Annotated in this window: 14 protein-coding genes, 1 pseudogene and 1 riboswitch; of the genes and pseudogenes, 9 read left to right on the top strand and 6 right to left on the bottom strand. The window is 63.8% G+C overall.

The features are described 5' to 3' along the window. Position 1: 1 nt before the first annotated feature. A complete protein-coding gene (locus tag AAGW05_RS07780; RefSeq protein WP_411803916.1) occupies positions 2 to 5,401 on the bottom strand; it encodes an endo-alpha-N-acetylgalactosaminidase family protein in 5,400 nt (1,799 codons plus the stop codon). Between the two features lie 387 nt (positions 5,402 to 5,788). On the opposite strand from AAGW05_RS07780, the gene AAGW05_RS07775 reads away from it, so the two are divergent. The 5 genes from AAGW05_RS07775 to AAGW05_RS07755 all read left to right on the top strand — a co-directional run bounded on the left by AAGW05_RS07775 (position 5,789) and on the right by AAGW05_RS07755 (position 10,496). Further along, positions 5,789 to 6,694 carry an SIS domain-containing protein gene (locus tag AAGW05_RS07775; RefSeq protein ID WP_411803915.1) on the top strand — a complete coding sequence of 302 codons (906 nt, stop codon included), beginning with the start codon at positions 5,789 to 5,791 and terminating at the stop codon, positions 6,692 to 6,694. Between the two features lie 148 nt (positions 6,695 to 6,842). After that, positions 6,843 to 7,838, top strand: a complete 996-nt coding sequence (locus AAGW05_RS07770) for an ROK family protein (RefSeq protein WP_411803914.1) — start codon at positions 6,843 to 6,845, stop codon at positions 7,836 to 7,838. After that, positions 7,835 to 8,803: a 1-phosphofructokinase family hexose kinase gene (locus AAGW05_RS07765; protein WP_411803913.1), complete on the top strand. Its 969-nt coding sequence runs from the start codon at positions 7,835 to 7,837 to the stop codon at positions 8,801 to 8,803. The genes AAGW05_RS07770 and AAGW05_RS07765 overlap by 4 nt, the downstream gene beginning before the upstream one ends. A 13-nt stretch (positions 8,804 to 8,816) precedes the next feature. Next, positions 8,817 to 9,671, top strand: a complete 855-nt coding sequence (locus tag AAGW05_RS07760) for a class II fructose-bisphosphate aldolase (RefSeq protein WP_411803912.1) — start codon at positions 8,817 to 8,819, stop codon at positions 9,669 to 9,671. 30 nt (positions 9,672 to 9,701) lie between these two features. After that, positions 9,702 to 10,496 carry a DeoR/GlpR family DNA-binding transcription regulator gene (locus tag AAGW05_RS07755; RefSeq protein ID WP_411803911.1) on the top strand — a complete coding sequence of 265 codons (795 nt, stop codon included), beginning with the start codon at positions 9,702 to 9,704 and terminating at the stop codon, positions 10,494 to 10,496. Between the two features lie 38 nt (positions 10,497 to 10,534). Here AAGW05_RS07755 and AAGW05_RS07750 read toward each other — a convergent pair. The 4 genes and pseudogenes from AAGW05_RS07750 to AAGW05_RS07735 all read right to left on the bottom strand — a co-directional run. Next, positions 10,535 to 11,191, bottom strand: a pseudogene (locus tag AAGW05_RS07750) (Dyp-type peroxidase); the annotation flags it as partial. Between the two features lie 175 nt (positions 11,192 to 11,366). Next, on the bottom strand, positions 11,367 to 11,768 hold the full coding sequence (locus AAGW05_RS07745; protein ID WP_411803910.1) for an imelysin family protein: 402 nt from the start codon (positions 11,766 to 11,768) through the stop codon (positions 11,367 to 11,369). A gap of 176 nt (positions 11,769 to 11,944) precedes the next feature. Further along, entirely contained in the window at positions 11,945 to 12,892 is a 948-nt protein-coding gene (locus tag AAGW05_RS07740) for an FTR1 family protein (protein ID WP_411803908.1), read from the bottom strand. A gap of 127 nt (positions 12,893 to 13,019) precedes the next feature. Then, the gene (locus AAGW05_RS07735; protein WP_411803907.1) at positions 13,020 to 13,697 is read right to left on the bottom strand and encodes a histidine phosphatase family protein; all 678 of its coding nucleotides are present in this window, start codon (positions 13,695 to 13,697) and stop codon (positions 13,020 to 13,022) included. 460 nt (positions 13,698 to 14,157) lie between these two features. Here AAGW05_RS07735 and AAGW05_RS07730 point away from each other — a divergent pair, with 460 nt between their 5' ends. Together AAGW05_RS07730 and AAGW05_RS07725 are read left to right on the top strand one after the other, a co-directional pair. Next, the gene (locus AAGW05_RS07730; RefSeq protein ID WP_411803906.1) at positions 14,158 to 15,354 is read left to right on the top strand and encodes a Fic family protein; all 1,197 of its coding nucleotides are present in this window, start codon (positions 14,158 to 14,160) and stop codon (positions 15,352 to 15,354) included. Positions 15,355 to 15,572: 218 nt separating this feature from the next. Next, the gene (locus tag AAGW05_RS07725; RefSeq protein WP_411803905.1) at positions 15,573 to 16,406 is read left to right on the top strand and encodes a CPBP family intramembrane glutamic endopeptidase; all 834 of its coding nucleotides are present in this window, start codon (positions 15,573 to 15,575) and stop codon (positions 16,404 to 16,406) included. Positions 16,407 to 16,583: 177 nt separating this feature from the next. Here AAGW05_RS07725 and AAGW05_RS07720 read toward each other — a convergent pair whose 3' ends face one another. Further along, positions 16,584 to 17,222, bottom strand: a complete 639-nt coding sequence (locus tag AAGW05_RS07720) for a VOC family protein (RefSeq protein WP_411803904.1) — start codon at positions 17,220 to 17,222, stop codon at positions 16,584 to 16,586. A gap of 113 nt (positions 17,223 to 17,335) precedes the next feature. On the opposite strand from AAGW05_RS07720, the gene AAGW05_RS07715 reads away from it, so the two are divergent. Then, positions 17,336 to 19,840 carry a Tex family protein gene (locus AAGW05_RS07715; RefSeq protein ID WP_411803903.1) on the top strand — a complete coding sequence of 835 codons (2,505 nt, stop codon included), beginning with the start codon at positions 17,336 to 17,338 and terminating at the stop codon, positions 19,838 to 19,840. A 229-nt stretch (positions 19,841 to 20,069) separates the two neighbouring features. After that, a riboswitch (SAM riboswitch) is annotated at positions 20,070 to 20,186 on the top strand. Positions 20,187 to 20,261: 75 nt separating this feature from the next. Next, positions 20,262 to 21,581 carry a bifunctional o-acetylhomoserine/o-acetylserine sulfhydrylase gene (locus tag AAGW05_RS07710; protein WP_411803902.1) on the top strand — a complete coding sequence of 440 codons (1,320 nt, stop codon included), beginning with the start codon at positions 20,262 to 20,264 and terminating at the stop codon, positions 21,579 to 21,581. Positions 21,582 to 21,613: the final 32 nt, after the last annotated feature.

Here is a 21,613-nt window from a genome sequence, read left to right as displayed (position 1 = left end):
GCTAGCCGTGGCTGCGGCGACGGCGAACCAGGATGGTGGCCGCACCACCAAACAGCGCCAGCAGGGCGATCGCCATGAGCGGCAGGAGGCCCTTGGCGCCCGTGCTTGCCAGGTCATCAGCGGTTGCCCCCGAAGTCGCAGCAACCGTCGCACCCGGTGTGGTTGCACCCGGTGTGGTTGCACCCGGTGTGGTTGCACCCGGTGTGGTTGCACCCGGTGTTGTGGCACCCGGTGTGGTTGCACCCGGTGTTGTGGCAACTGTCGTTGCCGGTGTGGTGGCCGGTGTCGTTGCCGGGTCGGTCGGCTCAACCGCTGCACGGGTTACCGTGAGGTTGGTGGTACCGGTTGCGGCCTTGCCGTTCTTGTCCGTTCCGGTGACAGTCAGCGTCGCTGCACCAACCGTGGCATCGGCCGGAACAACCAGGCTGAAGGTGGCCACGCCGTCGGCGTTGGCAACTGCAGTGATGGCGGCGCTGGCCTGGGCGGCAGCACCCGGGGCAAACGTCAGGCTGGCGGTCGAGCCGGCCTTCAGATCTGCCACGGTGACCTTGTGGGTTGAACCCTGGTCGACGGCGTTTCCGCCCTCGACCACGGGGGCCAGGGTCAGGGCCGGAACTGCATTGCCGCAGGTGAACTTGGCATCTGCCCAGTCAGCCCACTCGTCGCCTGTGGTGCCGGCAACTACTACCTTGGCCGCGTTCAGATCAAGGTAGTTGACGCCGCTCACGTTGACGGCGAAGGAGAAGCCCTTATCGTCAACCGTCAGCTGCGGTGAGGTGGCAAGGACCTTGCCGTCGCCCACCACGGAGAAGACAACGTTTCCGCGGTGTGCCTTTGTCAGCTTCGCATCGTCGATGCCCACCACGGCAGTGAATGTGGTGCACTGGGCGCCGAGGTAGAAACGAACGCTGGAATCGGCGTGTACGCCAAGACCCTTTTCGTAGACCTTGCCGTCGAGGGTGATGGGTGCGCCGTCGCCGGCAGCGTCTTCACCGTTGTTCGTGTCACGCTCCACCGGGCCCCACTCGTTGACAGGGGTGCCAACGAAGTCAAGGTCACTGGCGAAGCTGTCCTTGGTGGGAGCCTGCGGCAGCTTGCCGGCAAACGTCACCGCGACGGAGCCTGTGGCGGCCTTGCCGTTGGTGTCGGTGCCTGCAACGTTGATGGTTCCCGCACCGGCTGGAGCATCGGCGGCAACCTTGTATGTGTAGGTGGCAACGCCGGCGGCGGATGCCGTGGCCTTGCCAAGCTCGGTGGTTCCCAGGGAGAACGTTGCCTCGGAGCCGGCCTTCAAGTCACCAACGGTGACGGTGTAGGACTTGCCCTGTTCCAGCGGACCGGCGGGGTTGATCGCGGGAGCGAGCACGAGTGCCGGGGTGGTGTCGGAGCAGCTGAACTTGGCATTGGCCCAGTCGGCCCAGTCGTTGCCGTTGTCGCCGTTCTTGTCAACAACAAGTTCAACGTACTTGACGCCCTTCAAGTTAACGTTGATGGGCAGTGCCGCCGAGGCCCCTGTCATGACGGGGGTGCGGAAGAGTTCAACGCCATCGCCCTTCACGATGAAAATGACGGATCCGCGGGTTCCCTGGACGTCGTCGATGCCGACGACGGCGGAGAAAGCGGAGCATTGGCCGCCAACGAAGTACTTGATGGTGGAGTCGGCGTGCACTCCAAGACCCTTGGCGTAGACCGTCTTGTCAAGTGTCAGCGGCGGGCCGTCCCCTGAACCCTGTTCACCGTTTGCCTTGTCCTTTTCGGCGGGACCCCAGCCATTGACGGGGGTGCCGATCCACTGCATGTCGGACGCGAAGGTGTCCTGTACTGGCGGATGAGGCAAGGTGTAAACGCTCAGTTCCATGGAGGAGCTTCGCGCGCCAATGGGAGCCACCGAGGTGGAGTAGCTGGAGTTGGCCTTGAGGGTGTAGGTGCCGTCGGCTGCTGCCGGGGCGAACACCTTCCAGGTGGTAATCAGCTTTGCGCCGGGGGCCAGTGTTGCGGCCGTCGAGGCGTTGGTGGCTGTGGCGGTCCAACCGGCAGGAACCTCAAGGGTCACGGCAACGTTCTTCGCGTCGGCTGCCTCGTTGGAGGTCAGCGTTGTGGTGAAGGTGTTGTCGGTGTTCTGCTCGATGATCGCGCCGCCCTGTGTCAGTGTGAGCTGTGCACAGGCCGGTGTCTTGGTGGATGCACCAAGATCGCGGATCAGGACATTGTCAATGGAGGTGTCGGCACCGGCCGATGATCCATTGCGCAACAGGCCAACATAGCTGCTTCCGCAGGCACTGGCTGTGAAGTTCTGGACCCAGCGGGTGTTGGAAGTGGCCACCGGGAAAGGCTTGACTTCGGTCTGCACAGCACCGGTGGGGCTGTCATAGCCGCCCACCCATGAGTACTCATTGGCCTTGGAGTTCTGGTAGTCGAAGGAGACCTCGTAGTCGTGGCCGGGCACGAACGGCATGGTTGCCATCGTGGTGCGGTACACCAGGCCACCGTTTTCCTCATGCGACTTCAAGGAGAACTCGCCGGCTAGAACGTCATCGACGGTCTTGGCGGAAACAACACCGCCGTTCGCGGGGCCGTACTTGCTGCCCTTCTGGGTGAAGGGGGCGTGCTTGGGGGCAAGGTGGGTGCGCGGGTCGGTGGTGCCGCCCGAGTTGCCCTTCACAAACGGGCCCCAGCCCTGGTCAACGTTCTCGAAGTCCTCGGCAAGGACCACGCCGGCCGGTGAGCCCGTGACGACGTCGGCCGCGGTGACAACCTTTGTCTTGATGACGCGGACGTCATCAATCTTTACCACTGTGGCACCCGCCGGGGCGGAGAAGGTGACGGTCGGCTTGTCCCCGTCCTTCTTGACATCGATCAGCACGCGCACACGCTGCGTGTAGGTGCCGTTCTTTTGGTCCGCTGCCACGGTGTTCAGCAGCGGTACCGCATCTATGGTGTTGCTGACGGCAGGGTTGCCCGAGACCGTGGCGCTCAGAGTCGTAGCACGGGTCTTCATGGTCGCCCCTGCCGCCCTGTCCGGGTCAATGCCGATCCAGGCGCTGACGGAGTAGGTGCCCTTATTCAGTGCGCCCAGCGTCTGGGAGATGCCTGATGCGGCGGCGCCCAGCTGTGCCGAGGTCAGGCCCTTGGCCGAGGTGGTCAGGCTTGCCCCGCCCGTTGCGTTCCACGTGGCAAGCGTGCCGGAGTTGAAGCCGGGGTCGTTGATGCCGGTGCCCTGGCCCCAGTTGGTGTCCGCGTTGTTCGGAACCGTCGGGACGGGTGCCTTGGTGGTGTCAAGCAAGGGCGATGTGGGCTCAAGTACGTAGGCTGTATTGGCCTCCGGGCTCAGTGTGACCTGCTTGTTGGCGACGGCGACGTTGCCCACCGATACACGGCCCTGGTCCGTGAGCTTGAAGAGCTTCATGGACGTCTGGGTGGCGAAAGCCGCCGGCAAGGTCCATGTCTTGGTGCCACCGGCGAGGCTGTAGTTGTACAGCTTGGTCTGGGTGGGATCGTTCTTGGCGTCCTTGCCAAACTGGACGGGATCACTTGACCAGGGCAGGAGATAGTCGTGGCCGTCAAGGACCTTCACGCCGCCCTGGGTGATGACCCTGTCATCTAAGGATGTGCCTGTCACTGTGAGGTCGTTCCCCAAGGTGATGGCTGCCGGGGTCCAGGTCTTGATGTCCTGCTGCTGCAGGAACTTCACGGGGACGTTGTTGTCCCACACGTTCTTTAGGAACTTGGTGTAGTCGTTCTGGCCGGTCCAGCCCTGCCATTCAATGATGTGGGCGGTGCCCAGGCGGGCGTCAGGGTTCCAGATGTCACGCTGGGTGTTCTGGGCAAAACGCAGGATCTGGGAGTTCCAACCCTTCGTGTTGGTTCCGCCGTACTTTTCATCGACGGCCCAGTGGGACCAGGTGTTGTTGCGCGGCATGGCTGCTGCGAACTCGGAAGACACCGAGAAACCGTTCTTGATGATGCTGTCCTGGAGTTTCTGGCCAACCCAGCCGGACTCATAATAGACGTCAATGTAGTTCGTCGTCAGGTTGTTGTCGGTCGCATCGGCCAGGGCCTTGATGCGGGCGTTCTGCGTGCCTGAGAGCACGTCGGTGCGCTGGTTGATGTAGTAGGACTGTTCCAACCAGTTCCAGCCCGGGGACGGCGGCTGGTTGACAAAGGTGTCATTGAATGACTTGGCCTCAGGGTACGCCTCGGTGTTGTTCATATGCACGCTGAACGTGGCGCCATACTGCTTGGCAGCGCTGAGCATGGTGTTCATGTCGCCGATGCCGCCTGCGCGGACGTTGAAGTTGTCGCCGAAGTCTGTGTTGGCCGAGTCATGGCCCTCACTGGTGAAGCCCTTCAACAGGTTCAGCTGGCCCAGGCCGTCGGTGGCAAGCGCGACGTGCTTAGTGTCATCGAGCGTGCGCAGGAACGGGTTGGTGGCCTGGCTGGCGAAGTTGAAGGGAATGGTCTGAACAACGCGGTTCTTCACATCTTCCCAGCCGGCGGGCTTGATCTGGATGTCGCGGGAGGCAATGGCGCCGTCCTGCCAGTCAACCTTGTTGTCGGCGTTGGCATCACCGGTGATGATGACCTTGGCCATGGGCAGGGTTTCAGTCTGCGCGTCTGATGCGCCTTTGGCGCGGTACAGCCAGGCGCCGGAGGAGATGCCCATCTTCTTGTTGGTGGCGCCGTCGGCCTTGACCTGGCGCCAGAAGCGGCCGCGGTCGCTGGATGCCAGTGTGTTGTCGGCTGGGGAGATGGCGCCGTCGTACAGCGAGTTGCTTTCCAAGCCGGCCGCGAGGGAGTCGTTGGAGGCAATGGCCACCATTGAGGTCTTCGCAACGGTGTCAACGGTTGTGGCTGAGGTCAGGGGCGTGAAGGTGTCGCCGGTGATGGCGCGGTTCACGGAAACCACGGCGGAGGCCACTGACGCGCCAGGCTCGGTGGAGGAAAGGGTCACAAGATCCTGGTCAACAATCTGCACCGTGGATACGCGGGCTGTGCCGGCTTCCTTGATCTCGGTGATATTGAACGACACAACGTTCTTATCAACAGAGAGTTTGGCCTTCATGCTCACACCAGCCATGCCGGGTACCGCGATGTCGTAGTCGATCGACTTGCCGTCGGCGTTGACCGTGGACGTCACGTTGACTGTCTGGTCCGTGCCGTTGATTTTCATTGTGGTGGCGACGGCGGTGGCGCCTGTCATGGTCTTGGTTCCGAGCGTGTACTTTAGCGCCTGGGGGAACGCGGTGGAGACCTCAACGGACATTTGACCGGAGGTGATCACCGCCGTTCCGTCTGCCGCCATGGCAGGTATGGCAGCAGCGATCGGGACGATGGTACCGGCCATGACAGCGCCGGCAATCCCCATCCCCAACCACTTGCGTTGGTGTCGAGCGAGTGACATCAAGAACTCCTTGAACATCTTCGTTGCGGGTCCAAGCGGCGTTTTGCACACTTGAAGTGATGATCCTTTTATCAAGAGACAGGGAGTCGAATATGGCCCAGCTCACTGTTATCCATAACATGGTAACAGCCCGACCCTCGTGTTTCGCTACCCTGCGCGAAATGGTTGCGGCACAAAATGAACGGCTTCCGGGTGGCGCCCACGGGGCACCCCGTGGGCACTCAGGTCATTCCCAGATTTTCGGCACTAGGGGAGATTTATGATCGAACCTGACGTTTTAGACATCGTAATAATCATGATTGTGTTATGATTGGGTAAATTTGGAAACGCTTCCATGGACCGGGAATCCCGCCGTCCGCCGTTAATAATCAAGGAGAACGCTTAACAATGAGCGAAAACACCCAGCTCGGTCCCTTCATGGACGCAGAGCTCACCAGCCAGCCCGATGTCTGGACCAAGGCAATCGCCCAGGCGAAGAGCGAGAACCTGCTTCCGGCAGATGGTGAGCGCGTTGCAGTCATCGGCTGTGGTACCTCCTGGTTCATGGCCCAGAGCTACGCCACGGCACGTGAAACCGCAGGCAAGGGTGTCACCGACGCCTTCGCCGCCTCCGAGGCCTTCCTGGGCGCGGACCGCGGCTACGACGCCGTCATCGCCATCACCCGCTCGGGCACCACCACCGAGGTCCTTGAAATCCTGACCGCCATCAAGGGCACCGTGCGCACCGTTGCACTCGTCGGGGACACCACCTCCCCGATCATGGTCCTGGCCGACGCCGTCGTCGAACTTCCCTACGCCGACGAGCAGTCTGTGGTCCAGACCCGCTTCGCCACCACAGCCCTGACCTACCTGCTCACGAGCATTGGCGTTGACTTGACCGCCGCCGTCGAGGACGCCAAGAGCGCTGTCACCGCGCCCGTCGAGCAGGAACTGATCGACGCCGAGCAGTTCACCTTCCTTGGCACCAACTGGACCGTCGGCCTGGCCCACGAAGCCGGCCTGAAGATGCGAGAAGCCGTCCAAGGCTGGACCGAGTCGTACCCGGCCAAGGAATACCGCCACGGCCCCATCTCCATCGCCGCCCCGAACCGCGTCACCTGGATCTTCGGCGAGCAGCCCGAAGGCCTCGACAAGGACATGGAAAAGACCGGGGCCCTGTACATCAACAATGACAAGCACCCGCTCGCCGAACTGGCCCGCGTCCACAAGGTAACCCTTGAGCGCGCCCGCGCCCGCGGCATGAACCCGGACCTGCCCCGGAACCTGACACGCTCGGTCATTCTGGCCGACTAAGAGCCGGCGACAGGCCGGCACACGGCTAAAATGTTGGGCATCCCATTTCGCTGAACGTCAGCGACGTGGGGTGCCCGCCGTTTCCTCCCAACGGCCCGCCCGCATCAAGCTTGCGCACGGGCCATTGCACCCCGAAAGAGCCATCCCCATGAATACCTTGACGAACCCCGCCGGCAGCCCCGGCACAGTGCCAAGTGAACACGTGCAGCCGGTTGCAGCGCAGGGAGGCAACGACGTTGTGCTTGCCTTCGACATTGGCGGCACTGACATGAAGTCGGGGATCATCCTGGGGGATCTGGCCCAGGGCGACGTGCAGGTCCGCGACGTCCAGCGCCACCCCACGCCCCTTGAGGCCGGCCGCACCGGCGAGAGCGTTTGCGGGAGGATCGTGGAACTGACTGCCGTTTACCGTGCAGCGCATCCCGAACTGGTCATTTCGGCCGTTGGCGTGACAGTTCCAGGCATTGTCGACGAGGAGGCCGGCGTCGGCGTGTTCTCGGCAAACCTTGGCTGGAAGAACTTCCCGTTCACGGCCACCCTGACCGAGGCGCTGGGCCTGCCTGTCGGGTTCGGGCACGACGTCGGCATGGCAGGGGAGGCTGAATTCCGTCTCGGTGCCGCGGTGGGCAAGAAGGATGTGCTCATCATGGTGATCGGCACGGGCATTGCCGGGGCAGTATTGTGCGACGGGAGCAGGGTTGCCGGCGGAGGTTACGCGGGCGAGATCGGCCATGCCATGGTCCCCGCCCCCGACGGCTCCCTTGCCATCATGGAATCGCTTGGTTCCGCCGGCGCTATTGCCCGCCGCTACACCGAGGCAACGGGCACAGCCGTTTCCGGCGCCCGCGACGTTCTGGCCCTGGCCGCCGAAGGCGACGCGGCAGCAAAGACTGTATGGAAGGACGCCATTGACGCCCTGGCCTTCAGCATTGCCCAATGTGTCTCCATCCTCGGCACCGAAACAGTGGTGCTCGGCGGGGGACTGTCCATGGCGGGCGCTGTCTTGTTCGAACCCCTGGCCGCACGCGTGGACGAACTGCTGACCTTCCACCGCCGCCCCGAATACCTCCACGCCGCCCTCGGCGAAAACGCGGGCCTCATCGGCTCGGCGCTGAAGGCCCGCACCATGAAGGACACCGCATGAGCGAAAACAACCTTGTCCTGACGGTCACGCCGAACCCCGCTGTCGACGTCACTTACACCGTCGCCGGCATCCACCTGGGCTCCTCCCACCGCGTGCCCAGCCCACTCCACCGTGCCGGCGGCAAGGGCCTGAACGTCTCACGCGTGGCCCACCAGCTGGGGCATCCCACGCTGGCGCTGGCCACCGCGGGCGGACCGTCCGGGGAACAGCTCCGCGAAGACCTGGTTGCCGCCGGAATCCTGCACCACCTGGTGCCCGTCGCTGCCCCGACGCGGCGCACGGTCGCCCTTGTTGACACGGCCGATGACAACACCACCAGCATTTTCAACGAGGTGGGGCCCGCGCTGTCTGCCGGCGAATGGCAGGCGCTGACCGCAGCCGTCGTTGACAACCTTTCAGGCATCCGGACATCCGACGGCGTGCGCCGCCCGGGCGTGCTGGTGGGCTCCGGCTCCCTGCCGGAGGCGGCACCGGAAGACTTCTACCCCGCACTCGTCGCCCTGGCCCACGGGGCCGGGGTGCCTGCCATCATCGACACATCAGGGCGCGGCATCCTCGCGGCGGCTGAAGCCGGCGCCGACCTCCTCAAGCCCAACAACCACGAATTGATGGAGGCGGTAGGGGAGAGCGACCTCGTTAGCGCCGCCCGTAAATTGATGGACATGGGTGCCAAGCGCGTCCTCGTCAGCGTCGGCGAGAAAGGCATGCTCGCCTTCGCAGCCGACGCCCCCGGAAGCTACCTCCAGGCACGACTGCCGGCTCCGCTCAGCGGCAACCCCACGGGTGCCGGCGACGCAGCGGTGAGCGCGGCCGCCGTCGCACTTGCAAACGGAATCGAGGATCTAAAAGAAATCCTGCGCCGGGCCACATCGTGGAGCGCGGCCGCCGTGCTCATGCCGGGGGCCGGGGAAATCTCACCGCTGTACGCCGACCTGGCCAAGCAACTGATCATCACAGACCACTAAGGAATCTAATTTCATGGCTTTGACCAACACCAGCGACCTCATGGACCTCGCCGCCAAGGCAGGCACCGGCCAGGGCGCATTCAACGTGATCCACCTCGAAACCATCGAGGGGCTGATCGGCGGCGCCGAGGCCGCCGGCCGACCCGTCATCTTGCAGATCTCCGAAAACTGCGCCAAATTCCACGGCGGACTTGAGCCCGTTGCCCTGGCCACGCTGGCTGCTGCCCGCAAGGCCTCGGTGCCGGTTTCCGTGCACCTTGACCATGCGGAGGATGAGGCATTGGCGTACGAGGCGGTGGACCTTGGCTTCGGCTCGATCATGTACGACGGTGCGCACTTTGAGTACGAGCAGAACGTTGAGGTCACGGCACGCGTTGCAGCCTACGCCCACGCACGCGGCGTGTACGTTGAGGCCGAACTCGGCAAGGTTGGCGGCAAGGACGGGGCCCACGCCCCCGGCGTACTGACCGACCCGGCCGAGGCCGCAGCCTTCGTCGCCGCCACCGGCGTTGACGCGTTGGCCGTTGCCGTGGGTTCCTCCCACGCCATGACCGAACGCAGCGCCGCGCTGAACCTCGCCCGGATTGCAGAGTTGAAGGCTGCTCTGGACGTGCCCCTGGTGCTGCACGGCTCCTCGGGTGTGTCGGATGAGAATATTGTTGCGGCCATCGCGGCCGGCATGACCAAGATCAACGTCTCAACCCACCTGAACGGATTCTTCACCCGGGCGGTGCGCGAATTCCTCGACGCCAACCCCTCGGTGGTTGATTCCCGCAAGTACCTGGGAGCAGGTCGCGCAGCCCTGATCCCCGAGGTTTCACGCCTGCTGGACTTGTTTGCCGGCGCCACTGCCGCATCCAACTCATAACGAGGGCCGCTTGGCCCCTAGGATTGGCACATGAACAGAACTGAACGACTCACCGCGATCCTGGACATCCTGGCTGCCGACGGCCAGGTTGAAGTGGACGAGATCGTGGAGAAGCTGGCGGTTTCCCCCGCCACCGCGCGCCGAGACCTTGACTCCCTGGCCAACGAGCGTCTGCTGACGCGCACGCGTGGCGGTGCGAGGAGCGGTTCTGTCTCCTATGACCTGCCCGGGCGGTACAACCGCGACGACCACGCCGAAGAAAAGCACCAGATCGCACTGGCAGCCAGCGCCCTGATCCCCAAGGGTGCTGTCATCGGCTTGTGCGGAGGCACCACCAGCACGGCGCTGGCCCAGGTGCTGTCCACGCGCGAGGACCTGATGGAACAATCCAACCGGCCAACGCTGACAGTTGTCACGAATGCGATCAATATTGCGGCCCAGCTGGCCATCCGGCCCAACTTCAAGATCATGGTCACAGGCGGCATCGTGAACCCGCGCTCCTACGAGCTCGTTGGACCGTATGCCGATTCGATCCTGCAGCGCGTGGCCCTTGACTTTGCGTTCATTGGCGTCAACGGCATCGAACCCGGTGCCGGACCCACCACCAATGATGAGGGCGAGGCGTCTGTGAACTCAAAGATGGGCCGCCGCGCCTCCGAGGCCTATATCCTTGCCGACGCGTCAAAGATTGGAAAGCGCGCCTTCGCCACCATGGAGGAGCACGAATTCCGCAACCTGATCACTGACTCACGCATCACCGAGGAGCAGCTTGCGGCGTTCCGTGAGGCGGGTACCCACGTGATTGTGGCGCCGCAGCCGGAGTAGTGGTTTTCTGGGGGTGCGGGGCCGGCCACCCCGCCTGATCCAACATGGCGGATGTGCTCGTTGAGCCTGTCGGATTTTCCGAGCCTGCTTTGCAATGCCACAAACTGTTCCGGGTTTTTCTGGAAGCTCAGGAACATCAGGCCGGCATCGAGACGGCCCACGGAGTCCAGCCCGTCGGTGAAGTTGTAGCCACGGCGCAGGATCTTGTTTCCGTTGTTGTTTTCATGGACTGCGAGGGCAATGTGGGAGTCGGGTGCAATTCTCGGCACGCCTGCGGACACCGCGTGAAAATCCGGGACGTCGTGCTCGGCGGTCCCGGACAGCGGCGCACCGTGCAGCTTGGTGCGCCCGAAGATGCGTTGCTGATCACCGATCGGGTCTTCATCCCAGGTCTCGATGAGCAGGTGGATCTTGCGAGCCACCAGGTAGCTGCCGCCGGCCATCCATGGCTGCCTTGCCTCGTCACCAACCCACACATGCTCAGCGAAATCCTCCCGTGTGGTGATGTTGCGTGCACCGTCCTTGAATCCCATCACGTTCCGCGGGGTGCTCTGGCCCGCTCCGGCGGAGGCCCGCCCAAACCCCAGGACCGTCCACTTGGTCTTGACCGCCGTGCGGGCCAGGTTGCGCACAGCGTGGTAAGTGAGCTGGGGATCGTTGGCGCACGCCTGGATGCACAGGTCGCCGCCGGTCATCTCGGCCATGGCCGCCGACCACTTCGCCAGCACCAGCTGCAGTTCCACAGGGCTCGTGGCGCTCACGTCAAAGGCCATGAACACCAGGTGGTCCTGCGGGGGAGTGTCGATTCCGCCCTGGTGCTCCCCGTAGTAGGGGTACGCCAGGGAAGCCCGCTGCGCCACACGTTCGGCCTCAGACACCGGCCCGGTTGCTGCCGCCGATCCGCGAAGGAAGCGGCGGCGCGAAAGTTGCGCGTCCGCCTATGGCGAGTTCCTCGGGCTTGTAGCCGCCCTTGGTTTGCGGCTCCTGGGTCAGCGTCTTGAGGGTGCCCACATTCTTCACAATGCCGGCGGCCAGTGCCGCGGACTTTTCCGTGACGGCTTTTGACTCGAACAGGTCCTTTTCCAAGGGATGGAAGCCTGTCCAGTCCGTTCCGGGCACGACGTCGGCCATGCGGAGGTCAAGGGCTGGGTCCAGATCGGGGAAGCTCTCGGCAACGGGTTCGATCCGCTCACAGAAGGGACGGGCCGCGGCGTAGGCGTTTTGGCTGGCGCCAACATCTCCGGAGTCCACGGCCGCCTGCCGTGCAGCCACGGCCACCTGCAAGGGTGACGGTGAAATTGACAGGCCTCAGGCCGGGGATCACGTTTTCACGTTCGCCCAGGATGCGTTTGTCGCTGAGCAGCTCCACCTCACTGACGCCGGAGGCGTCCTAGTTTGCGACGGTATAGGTGACGGGGCGGCCGTCGGGAGGCCGCCACCGCTGAGGGTCAGTGCGGTGCACTGAGTGTTGACGGCATCAATGATGACGCCGTTCGCGAGCCACAGCGTGATGGTGCCCTTGTGCTTCCAGGATGTGGCAAAACGGCCGGGGTTGGCGGATGAACTGATGCCACAGGCATCCTGCCGCCGTTGATCCCGGCAAGGTCCTTTGTTAACAGCGTTGCCGGTTCATCGATGGCGCCGGAGGGTGGTTCGGCCGTGAAAACGGATGCCGTGCGGCCTGCATGGGACTCGGTTCCGTGGGCGGTGAGCGCATGGCTTTCCTCGCTGCCGTCGGCGGCGGTTTCAACCAGGGCCAGTGACGGGGTTGAGCGCCGTTCGCGTCGAGTGCGGCGTTGTTGGCCCCGCTGGCAACGGCTTGGGTGTGCGTTCCCAGCACAACCCGCAGCGAGACTGAAGGGTCGCCGGAGGAGGTGATGGCCGGCGTCGGACGTGTGGCAAGGGAAGCCGCCGGAGAGGATGGCGGCCCGTGCGGTGCAGTTTGGGACCAGCCAGGGGAGGTTGATTGTGCTGCCCTCGCCCACGTTGGGCCAGCCGGCCTCGTGCGCAGTACGCAGCGATTTCATGACCAGGCCAAGGACCGCGCCAAAGCCGGCAGCCAGCTGCGTCATCGAGGATTGGAAGGCGGCAACCATGAAGACAGCGGTTTCAACACCTTCACGCAAGACCGCAAGGAAGGCCATGCCCGAGAGTGCCATGACGGAGCCGCCCTTGAGCGCAGAACCGGCGCAGGCCTCGAGTGTCGACTTCATGGAGCGGGAGTTCTTGCTCATCCACAGGATGATAAACGTCACGATGACAACGGCCGCAGCACCCACGCCAAGCCCAATGGGTTTGAGCGAAGTGCCGTTGCGGCGCGGGAAGGCCGCGATCACGCCCACACTCAGGGCAGCCTCAGGACCTTCGCGAAGGCCGATGACCAATGGTGCAAGCACCCAAATACTCCGGAGTCCACTCGACGTTACGACTGGGGTGTGCCCCGGTACTTAGGCAGGGCTACGCTTAGGCGCGCCCGAAAATATAATTAGGCCAGCGCAGTGTTGCGCAATGGGATTCGGTTGGTCACCAAATATGGTCGGGGGCATCAAGCACCGTATTCGTCGGGACCGCGGCTGTCCACTGCTCGAACGCGGTGTCCAGTGTGTAGCGTGGCCCGTCCTTGAGCAGCGTGCGGATATCGGCGTTGCCCGGGTTGTTCAGGGACTCAAAATACTCCACCGACCAGTGGAACCAGCGCATGCAAAACAGCCGCATCGTCAACCCGTGCGTGACAAGCAAGGTGTTGGGTGCGTAGTCGGGCCGAGCCCAATGCCTGTACAGGGTTTCCATGAAAGAGGACACTCTGTCGTAGACGTCCGAGCCGGATTCACCCTCGCGGAATCGATAAAAGAAATGCCCATAGGCGTTGCGGAGTTCCTTTTGGTCCGCGATCTCCGACGGGTTTTGAAAATTCGCCCAGTCCTGTTCACGCAACCGCGGCTCCTCCATGATGGTCTCCACCAGGTCCCCAAGGTTCAGGGCCTCGAGCGTCTGATAGGCGCGTAAATAAGGGGAAACATACACCCGCACTTTTTGGCCATCCAGCTGCCGGCGGACCTGCTCGCCCGCCTCCCTCGCCTGGGCCACGCCGAGCTCCGTCAACGGGATCCTGTAGTCGGGGAGCCGGTTGTAAATGGTCTGATCAACATTCGCCGCCGACTGTCCATGGCGGATCATGATGATTTGGCGGGGAGCGCTCATGGAACGAGCCTAGTCCCCACGCCCTCCCAAACCTCGTTCCTCGGTTCGGGGCCCTCGGGCGTGTGGGCCCAGCCACGCCGCCGGAGCCTCGTTCCTCGGTTCGGGGCCCTCGGGCGTGTGGGCCCAGCCACGCCGCCGGAGCCTCGTTCCTCGGTTCGGGTCCCTCGGGCGTGTGGGCCCAGCCACGCCGCCGGAGCCTCGTTCCTCGGTTCGGGGCCCTCGGGCGTGTGGGCCCAGCGTGTCACTTCTCCCCATTACACGTCATCAGTCATTGGCCTGGTTGTGGCCGTCATCAAGATTGAGAATCCCTGGCTATCCATGTTGCGTGCGTCCCGCAAAGAAACGGCCTGCGGGACGCCAGTAACAGTACCCGGCCGACGAGCGGCGCCGTTGGGAGAAGATCAGAACCGCACGGACCCATACCAATGGATATTTAATTAAACATAGGTATGCTTGGATCATGTCAATGTTTGAGCAGAACGCGGACTGGCCATCACTGGGCTATGAAGAGCGACCGTGGCACAACGTCCAAGACGAGTATGGCTCACGTACACAAAGACGCCGGGCTACCGGGTCTTATCTGGCCGCGGTGCCCCCATTCATTTCCGTTCTGAAAATCCATATTGATGGCGAATTGCAAGCTCTAACTGAAGAAGCAGCCAGTGAACTCGCCCGCTTCGACGCCGAAGTAGGGCAGATTGCAGCATCATTCGCATCCATTCTCTTGCGCACGGAAAGTGCCTCCAGCTCAGAGATTGAGAACCTAACTAGTGACGCGCGACAGATCGCCCTGGCGGAACTCGGTGAGCACGCCTCGAAGAACGCGCAGCTGATCGTGGGCAACGTCAGAGCCATGCAAGCAGCGCTCACACTGTCCGAATCCATTGATGGCCACGCCATCTTGGAAATGCACAGGGCGCTACTCGAGCAAAGCAATCCCGACATCGTCGGTCATTGGCGCGATCGGCAGGTGTGGATCGGAGGAGGGAGTCTCGGGCCCCACACCGCACAGTTCATCCCGCCCCATCACGAGCGAGTCACCGCACTCATGGACGATCTTGTCGCCTTCGCCAATCGCGGCGATCTTCCTGTTCTTGTTCAGACCGCGATTGCCCATGCCCAATTTGAAACAATCCATCCATTCCCCGATGGCAATGGCAGAGTCGGCCGGGCACTTATCCAGGCGATGCTGCGTGGAGGGCAGCTAACGCGCAATGTCGCCGTTCCGGTCTCTGCGGGTTTGCTCCACGACACGAGTCGTTATTTCGATGCCCTCGGTGCCTACCGGACAGGAGACATCGCACCTATAGTTCGCTCCATAGCTGAGGCATCGTTCGCGGCAGTTCACAATGGTCGCATCCTCGTCGACGACTTAGAAACTGTCCAGCTTGATTGGCGCGACCGGGTTAAGGCCAGGCGAGACTCCGCGGCCCACCGGCTCGTGGGTATCATCCTTCGCCAGCCAGTTATTGACACCGCAGCCGCTGCAAATCAACTTGGTATTTCAGCCGTCAATGCCCAGGTCGCCATCAACCGCCTTGTCGATGCTGGCATCTTGATCCAAATCTCGAGCGGACGACGCAACCGCATTTGGCTGGCGAAGGATGTTGTGCGGGTTCTTGACGAGTTCGGCGCTCGGGCCAAGAGACGCCGATAGGGGAACGGTGGATTCCGGCGGTCATTGCAACAGGAGGGTTCGATCAGCTCGATCGGTTTCTTGAACTCTAATCGTTTGCGTGGTCGTCTCGCGTGGGATCCTACGCTCGGTTCGGGTCCCTCGGGCATGTGGGCCCAGTCACGCCGCCGGAGCCACATTCGGTCCCTCGGAAACGTCAAACTGCGACATTTCATGACCCCACCGGGCATGATTGCAGTATGAGTGAATCAGTGCCAGCCATGTCAGCGCCTGGCGGCGGGCAACCCGCGCCCACAGCAGCAGGTGGGGGATCCGGCGTCGAACGTCCGGGGCGGGGCGGCCGGTCGAGGCGGCGGCTCATCTTTGAGGTGCTGCTGGTGCTGGGGCTCTCGCTGGGGCAGTCGGCGGTGTACTCGGTGGTCTCACTGCTGCAAAAGTTGTCGCAGGCCCCCATCGCGCAGGGCACCTCGACACTGAACAAGGTCCAAAGCAGCCGCGAATACTTTGATCTGACGTACCAGCTGCTGGGCATCTTTTTCGCCGTGGTCCCCGTTTTTCTCGTGTTCTACTTGCTGGCCGAACCCGGGAAGTCGGTATTTAGGCGGATGGGGCTGGACTTCCGCCATCCGTGGCGCGACGGTTTGGGTGCTCTTGGGCTGCTGGTTGTCATCGGCGTGCCGTCGTTGGGGCTGTACGCGGCGGGCCGCGCCATGGGGATCACCACCGAGATCATTCCAAGCGCCCTGCACCAGTACTGGTGGACCATCCCGGTCCTCGTCCTCTCCGCAATCCACAACGGACTGCTGGAGGAAGTCATCATGGTGGGCTACCTGCTGGGCCGGTTGGAGAAGATTGGCCTGGCGCCCATTACCGCGGCTGTTGTCAGCTCGCTCATCCGCGGCAGCTACCACCTGTACCAGGGCTTCGGGCCGTTCCTTGGCAACGTCCTCATGGGCCTGCTGTTTTGCTGGCTGTACAAGAAGTACGGGCGGGTCATGCCGCTGGTCATTGCACACTCCCTTGTCGACGTCGCCGCATTCACCCTGGGCCCGGCGCTCGGCTTTGGCGGCTGATCCGGCTGATCCGGCTGATCCGGGCCGATCCGCGCCGAGAGCTAAGCCGAGCTGAGCTGCGAAAAGCAGCCTGCAACGATGCATCCGGCAGCCAAGCTCAGAACTCGCCGCGTCCCGTCGAACCGGGAAACGAAAACGGCACCCCCGCAGGGATGCCGTTCGAAGGTGCCCGAAAAACTAGATCGTCACCGGGCCGCTGGCCGTCTCGAAGGTGACGCTCATGATGCCGGGCGTGCCGCGCGGGGCGATCCACTCCACGGCCACGTCATCGAGCGGCTTCTCCACGGGCTCGCCGAGCCATTCGGTGACACGCTCGGCACTGCCGGCAATGGTCAGTGCGGACAACTTCACGGTTGAGGTGCGTGCAAGGGAGGGATGCAATGCGGGGTCACCCTCCCACTTGAGCATGTAAGGGACCTGCGGGTCGGCAATCAGGCCCTTGATGCCGATCTGCTGCCAGACCAATTCCTGACCGTCAGGGAACTTGCGGTTGCCAGGGACGGCGCTGCGGCCCAGGCGTTCCTCGAACGGGGCGAGGTCGTCAACGGCGACGCACCAGCCCATCCATCCGCCGCCGGCTGCGGAGCGGGCCTTGACGGCCTGGCCGAACGGCGCCTTGTCGGAAGCGGGGTGGTTGAGGCACTCAACGATTTCCACATAATGATGGTCCGTGAGGGGGATGATCATATTGCGGGTGCCGAAGCGCGGGTGGATTCCACCTCGCACTGCATCGACCCCGAGGGCGGTCGCGATTCGCTCCGTGGTGGCAGCCAATCCGTCTGATTCACTGGCGTAAGAAACATGATCCATTCGCATGTGCCCATCTTGACACTTTGTGTCACTACGCTCGACTTAGTGTTACCTAAGCCACATGGGACGTCAGATGATGAGGTGATTCGGTGCCTCCCCACGTGGGGCAGAATTGGAGGGTGACTGACACTGCCGCCGCACCCCTGACCCTGCCCACCGCTGCCGCCCGCGAAGACCGGATCTGTGCCGCGATTGCCGCGGAGCTGGGTGTGCGCCCGGCCCAGGTTCGCGCCGCGATCGCCCTGATGGACGACGGCGCGAGCGTCCCCTTCATTGCCCGGTACCGCAAAGAAGCCACCGGGACCCTTGATGACGCACAGCTGCGCGACCTTGACGAGCGCCTGCGTTACCTGCGTGAGCTCGAGGCGCGCCGCGCCGTCGTGCTGGAGACTATCCACAGCCTGGGCAAGCTGAGCACCGAACTGCGCCGGGCCATCGACGCGGCCGACTCAAAGGCCCTCCTCGAGGACCTGTACCTTCCATATAAGTCAACCCGCAAGACCAAAGCCGACGCCGCCCGCGAGGCCGGACTGGAACCCCTGCTCGACGCGCTTCTAAAAGACCCGTCACGGTTCCCTGCGGTGGAAGCGGATTCCTTCGTTGACGCAGGCCGCGGCGTGGCCACCGCTGATGACGCCCTCGCCGGGGCACGGTCCATCCTGATTGAGCGGGCGGGAGCCGACGCGGCACTCGTGGGGGAGCTGCGCGAAAGGCTGTGGAAAAAGGGCCGTCTTCGTTCCTCGGTGAAAACCGGCAAGGACGCCGAGGGCGAGAAGTTCAAGGACTACTTCGACTTCGCCCAGCCCCCGCACACCCTGCCCAGCCACCGGGTCCTTGCCCTGCTGCGTGGCGAAAAAGAAGGTGTGCTTTCCCTCGACCTGAGCGAGGGTGACCCCCGCGACGCCGACGCTCAGGCGCAGGCCCGGGCCGGTTATGAAAACGCGGTGGCCCACTCCCTGGGCATCGTCGATTCCGGTCGGGCCGCCGACTCATGGCTCATGACAAGCGCCCGGCTCGCCTGGCGCACCCGCGTCCTGACCCGCCTTTCAGTTGACCTGCGCGTGCGGCTTTTCCAAAGTGCGGAGGAGGAATCGGTCCGGGTCTTTGCCGCCAACCTGCGTGATGTGCTGCTCGCCGCGCCCGCCGGAAACCGGGCCACCCTCGGCCTGGATCCGGGCCTGCGCACAGGAACCAAGGTTGCCGTGGTTGACGGCACGGGCAAGGTCGCCGCCACCGACACCATCTACCCCCACGCTCCGGTCCGGAAGTGGAATGAATCCCTGGCCACTTTGCTCGCCCTTGCGCAAAAGTACGACGTCGAACTTGTCGCCATCGGCAACGGCACGGCCAGCCGGGAAACAGACAAGCTCGCCACCGAACTCGTGGCAGAGCTCAAGCGCATCGCACCGGAACGCCAGGTGACAAAGCTCGTTGTATCGGAGGCAGGCGCCTCCGTGTATTCGGCCTCGGCACTTGCCGGCGCGGAACTGCCCGGCATGGATGTGTCCCTGCGCGGCGCCGTGTCCATTGCCCGACGGCTGCAGGACCCGCTGGCCGAACTGGTCAAAATCGACCCGAAGTCCATCGGGGTGGGCCAGTACCAGCACGACCTCACTCCGGCGAAGCTTGAACGCTCCCTCGGCGCCGTCGTGGAGGACTGCGTGAACGCCGTCGGCGTCGACCTGAACACGGCCTCGCCCGCGCTGTTGGCGAGGGTTGCCGGCGTCGGGCCGCTCCTGAGCGAGAACATTGTGGCCCACAGGAACGAAAACGGCCCCTTCACCAAGCGCCGCGAGCTGCTCAAGGTCGCCCGGCTGGGACCGAAGGCCTTCGAGCAGTGTGCCGGATTCCTGCGCATCACCGGGGGAGCGGAGCCGCTTGACGCCTCGAGCGTGCACCCGGAGGCGTACGGCGTAGCGCGCAAGATCCTCGCCGCCGTCGGCGCCAAACCGGCCGACATCGCCGGCGGTGTCGGCGCGGTTGCCGCCGTGAACCCTGCCGATTTTGTCGACGGCAGCTTCGGCCTGCCCACCATTGCTGATATTGTTTCCGAGCTGCAAAAGCCTGGCCGCGACCCCCGCCCGCGCTTCGAAACGGCAACCTTCACCGACGGCGTCGAGAAGATCACCGACCTGCGCCCCGGCATGATCCTTGAAGGTACGGTCTCCAACGTTGCAGCGTTCGGCGCGTTCGTGGACATCGGTGTGCATCAGGACGGGCTGGTCCACGTATCGGCCATGAGCAAATCCTTCGTGTCTGACCCGCACACAGTGGTTAAATCCGGGCAGGTGGTCCGGGTCAAGGTCCTGGAGGTCGAGCCCGAACGCAAGCGCATCTCCTTGACCCTGCGCCTGGATGACGATGCTGCTTCCCCTGGTGGTACTTCCAAGCACGACGCCGGCTCCCGCACCCCGGTGCGCAGCCAGCCGCGCGCCGGGGGCCAGGGCGCCCAGGGTCAGGGCGCCGGGGCGGGCCGGAGGGGGCCGGGACAGGCTGGCGCGCGGCCCAACGCTGCCCCGCCGTCCGCCACGAAGGCCGCGCCGCCGTCGGCCACGAAGGCCGCCCCGCCGTCGGCCAACACCGCCATGGCCGAGGCGCTGCGAAGGGCTGGATTGGGCAAGTAGGCCCCGTACGCAACTCAACGCTGCCACGAGTGTCCACATATCGTCGTCTTGAACCGCCGCAGCAACGGCCAAGCGACGTCAAGTGGACACTCACGGAACGTGGCGCCGCAGTCAGCCACTTGTTCGCCATGAACCACTTTTTGGGCCGAATTTCAAGCAGATGTTCGCGAAAAGTCATAAACTCGTCACAATCTTGCGGCGGAGAGGTGTTTCTTCCACACTGGAAATAGGTCATGAGTGTCAGCAATTAGCCCCGGCTTGCTGACCGGCAACCCTCCATCCGCGGTGGGGTGCCCCGGGTGAAGACCTGGCACCGAACCGACCGGTTCCGGTGCAAGCGCGGGCCATCGACGCCAGAGCCCTGCACGCACGATGCGCAGGAGGGCTTTGCTGCAGGCCTCTAGTGTGAAGGAATACATCCATGAGCAACGGTTGGTCATTTGAAACCCGTCAGATCCACGTAGGCCAGGAGCCGGACGTCACCACCGGTGCACGCGCCCTGCCGATCTACCAGACATCATCCTTCGTTTTCCCCTCAGCCGAAAGCGCCGCAGCGCGGTTCGCCCTGGCCGAGCTGGAGCCGATTTACACCCGCATCGGCAACCCCACCCAGGACGCCGTCGAACAGCGCATCGCCAGCCTCGAAGGCGGTGTGGCGGCCCTGCTGCTAGCCTCAGGCCAGGCGGCAACCACTTTCGCCATCTTGAACCTTGCCGAAGCCGGCGACCACATCGTCTCCAGCCCGAGCATCTACGGCGGAACGTACAACCTGTTCGCCAACACCCTTCGCAAGCTCGGCATCGAGGTCACCTTCGTTTCCGACCCCGATGACCTTGACGGGTGGCGTGCAGCCGTGCGCCCCAACACCAAGGCCTTCTTCGGCGAGGTTGTCTCCAACCCGCGCCAGGACGTCCTTGACATTGAGAACATCAGCGCCATCGCCCACGAGGCAGGTGTGCCGCTGCTGGTGGATAACACCCTGGCCACCCCGTACCTGATCCGCCCGCTTGAATGGGGCGCCGACATCGTCATCCACTCCGCCACCAAGTACCTTGGCGGCCATGGCAACGCCATCGCGGGCGTGATTGTCGACGGCGGCAAGTTCGACTTCGCTGCCAACCCGGAGAAGTTCCCCGGCTTCAACACCCCCGATGATTCCTACAACGGCCTGGTCTACGCCCGCGACCTGGGTGTGGGCAGCGCACTGGGTGCCAACCTGGCCTACATCCTCAAGGCCCGGGTGCAGCTGCTGCGCGACCTGGGCTCCGCCGTCGCACCCTTCAACGCCTTCCTCATTGCCCAGGGCATCGAAACCCTGAGCCTGCGCGTCGAGCGCCACGTGAGCAACGCCGTCGCCGTGGCGAGCTGGCTGGAGGAAAACGAGAACGTCGAGGCCGTGGCGTATGCCGGTATCCCCTCCAGCCCGTGGTTCGAGCGCGGCCGCAAGTACGGTCCCAAGGGCACAGGCGCCGTCATCGCCTTTGACATTGTGGGCGGGGCCGAGGCAGGCAAGCGCTTCGTCGACGGCCTTGAACTGCACTCACATGTTGCCAACATCGGCGACGTGCGCTCCCTTGTCATCCACCCGGCGTCGACCACCCACGCCCAACTTTCACCGGAGCAGCAGCTTGCCGCCGGTGTCCGCCCTGGCCTGGTGCGCCTCTCGGTGGGACTGGAGAACATCACCGACATCCTCGCCGACCTCGAAGCCGGGTTCCGCGCCGCAAAATCCGTGAGCTAAATGACTCACCTGATTCATACGGCGACGGAGCA

It is taken from the genome of Arthrobacter sp. LAPM80 (assembly GCF_046736435.1).
Classification (GTDB): domain Bacteria; phylum Actinomycetota; class Actinomycetes; order Actinomycetales; family Micrococcaceae; genus Specibacter.
The sequence above is the reverse complement of the archived record's forward strand: the minus strand, read 5'-3'. Positions and strand labels throughout refer to the sequence as shown.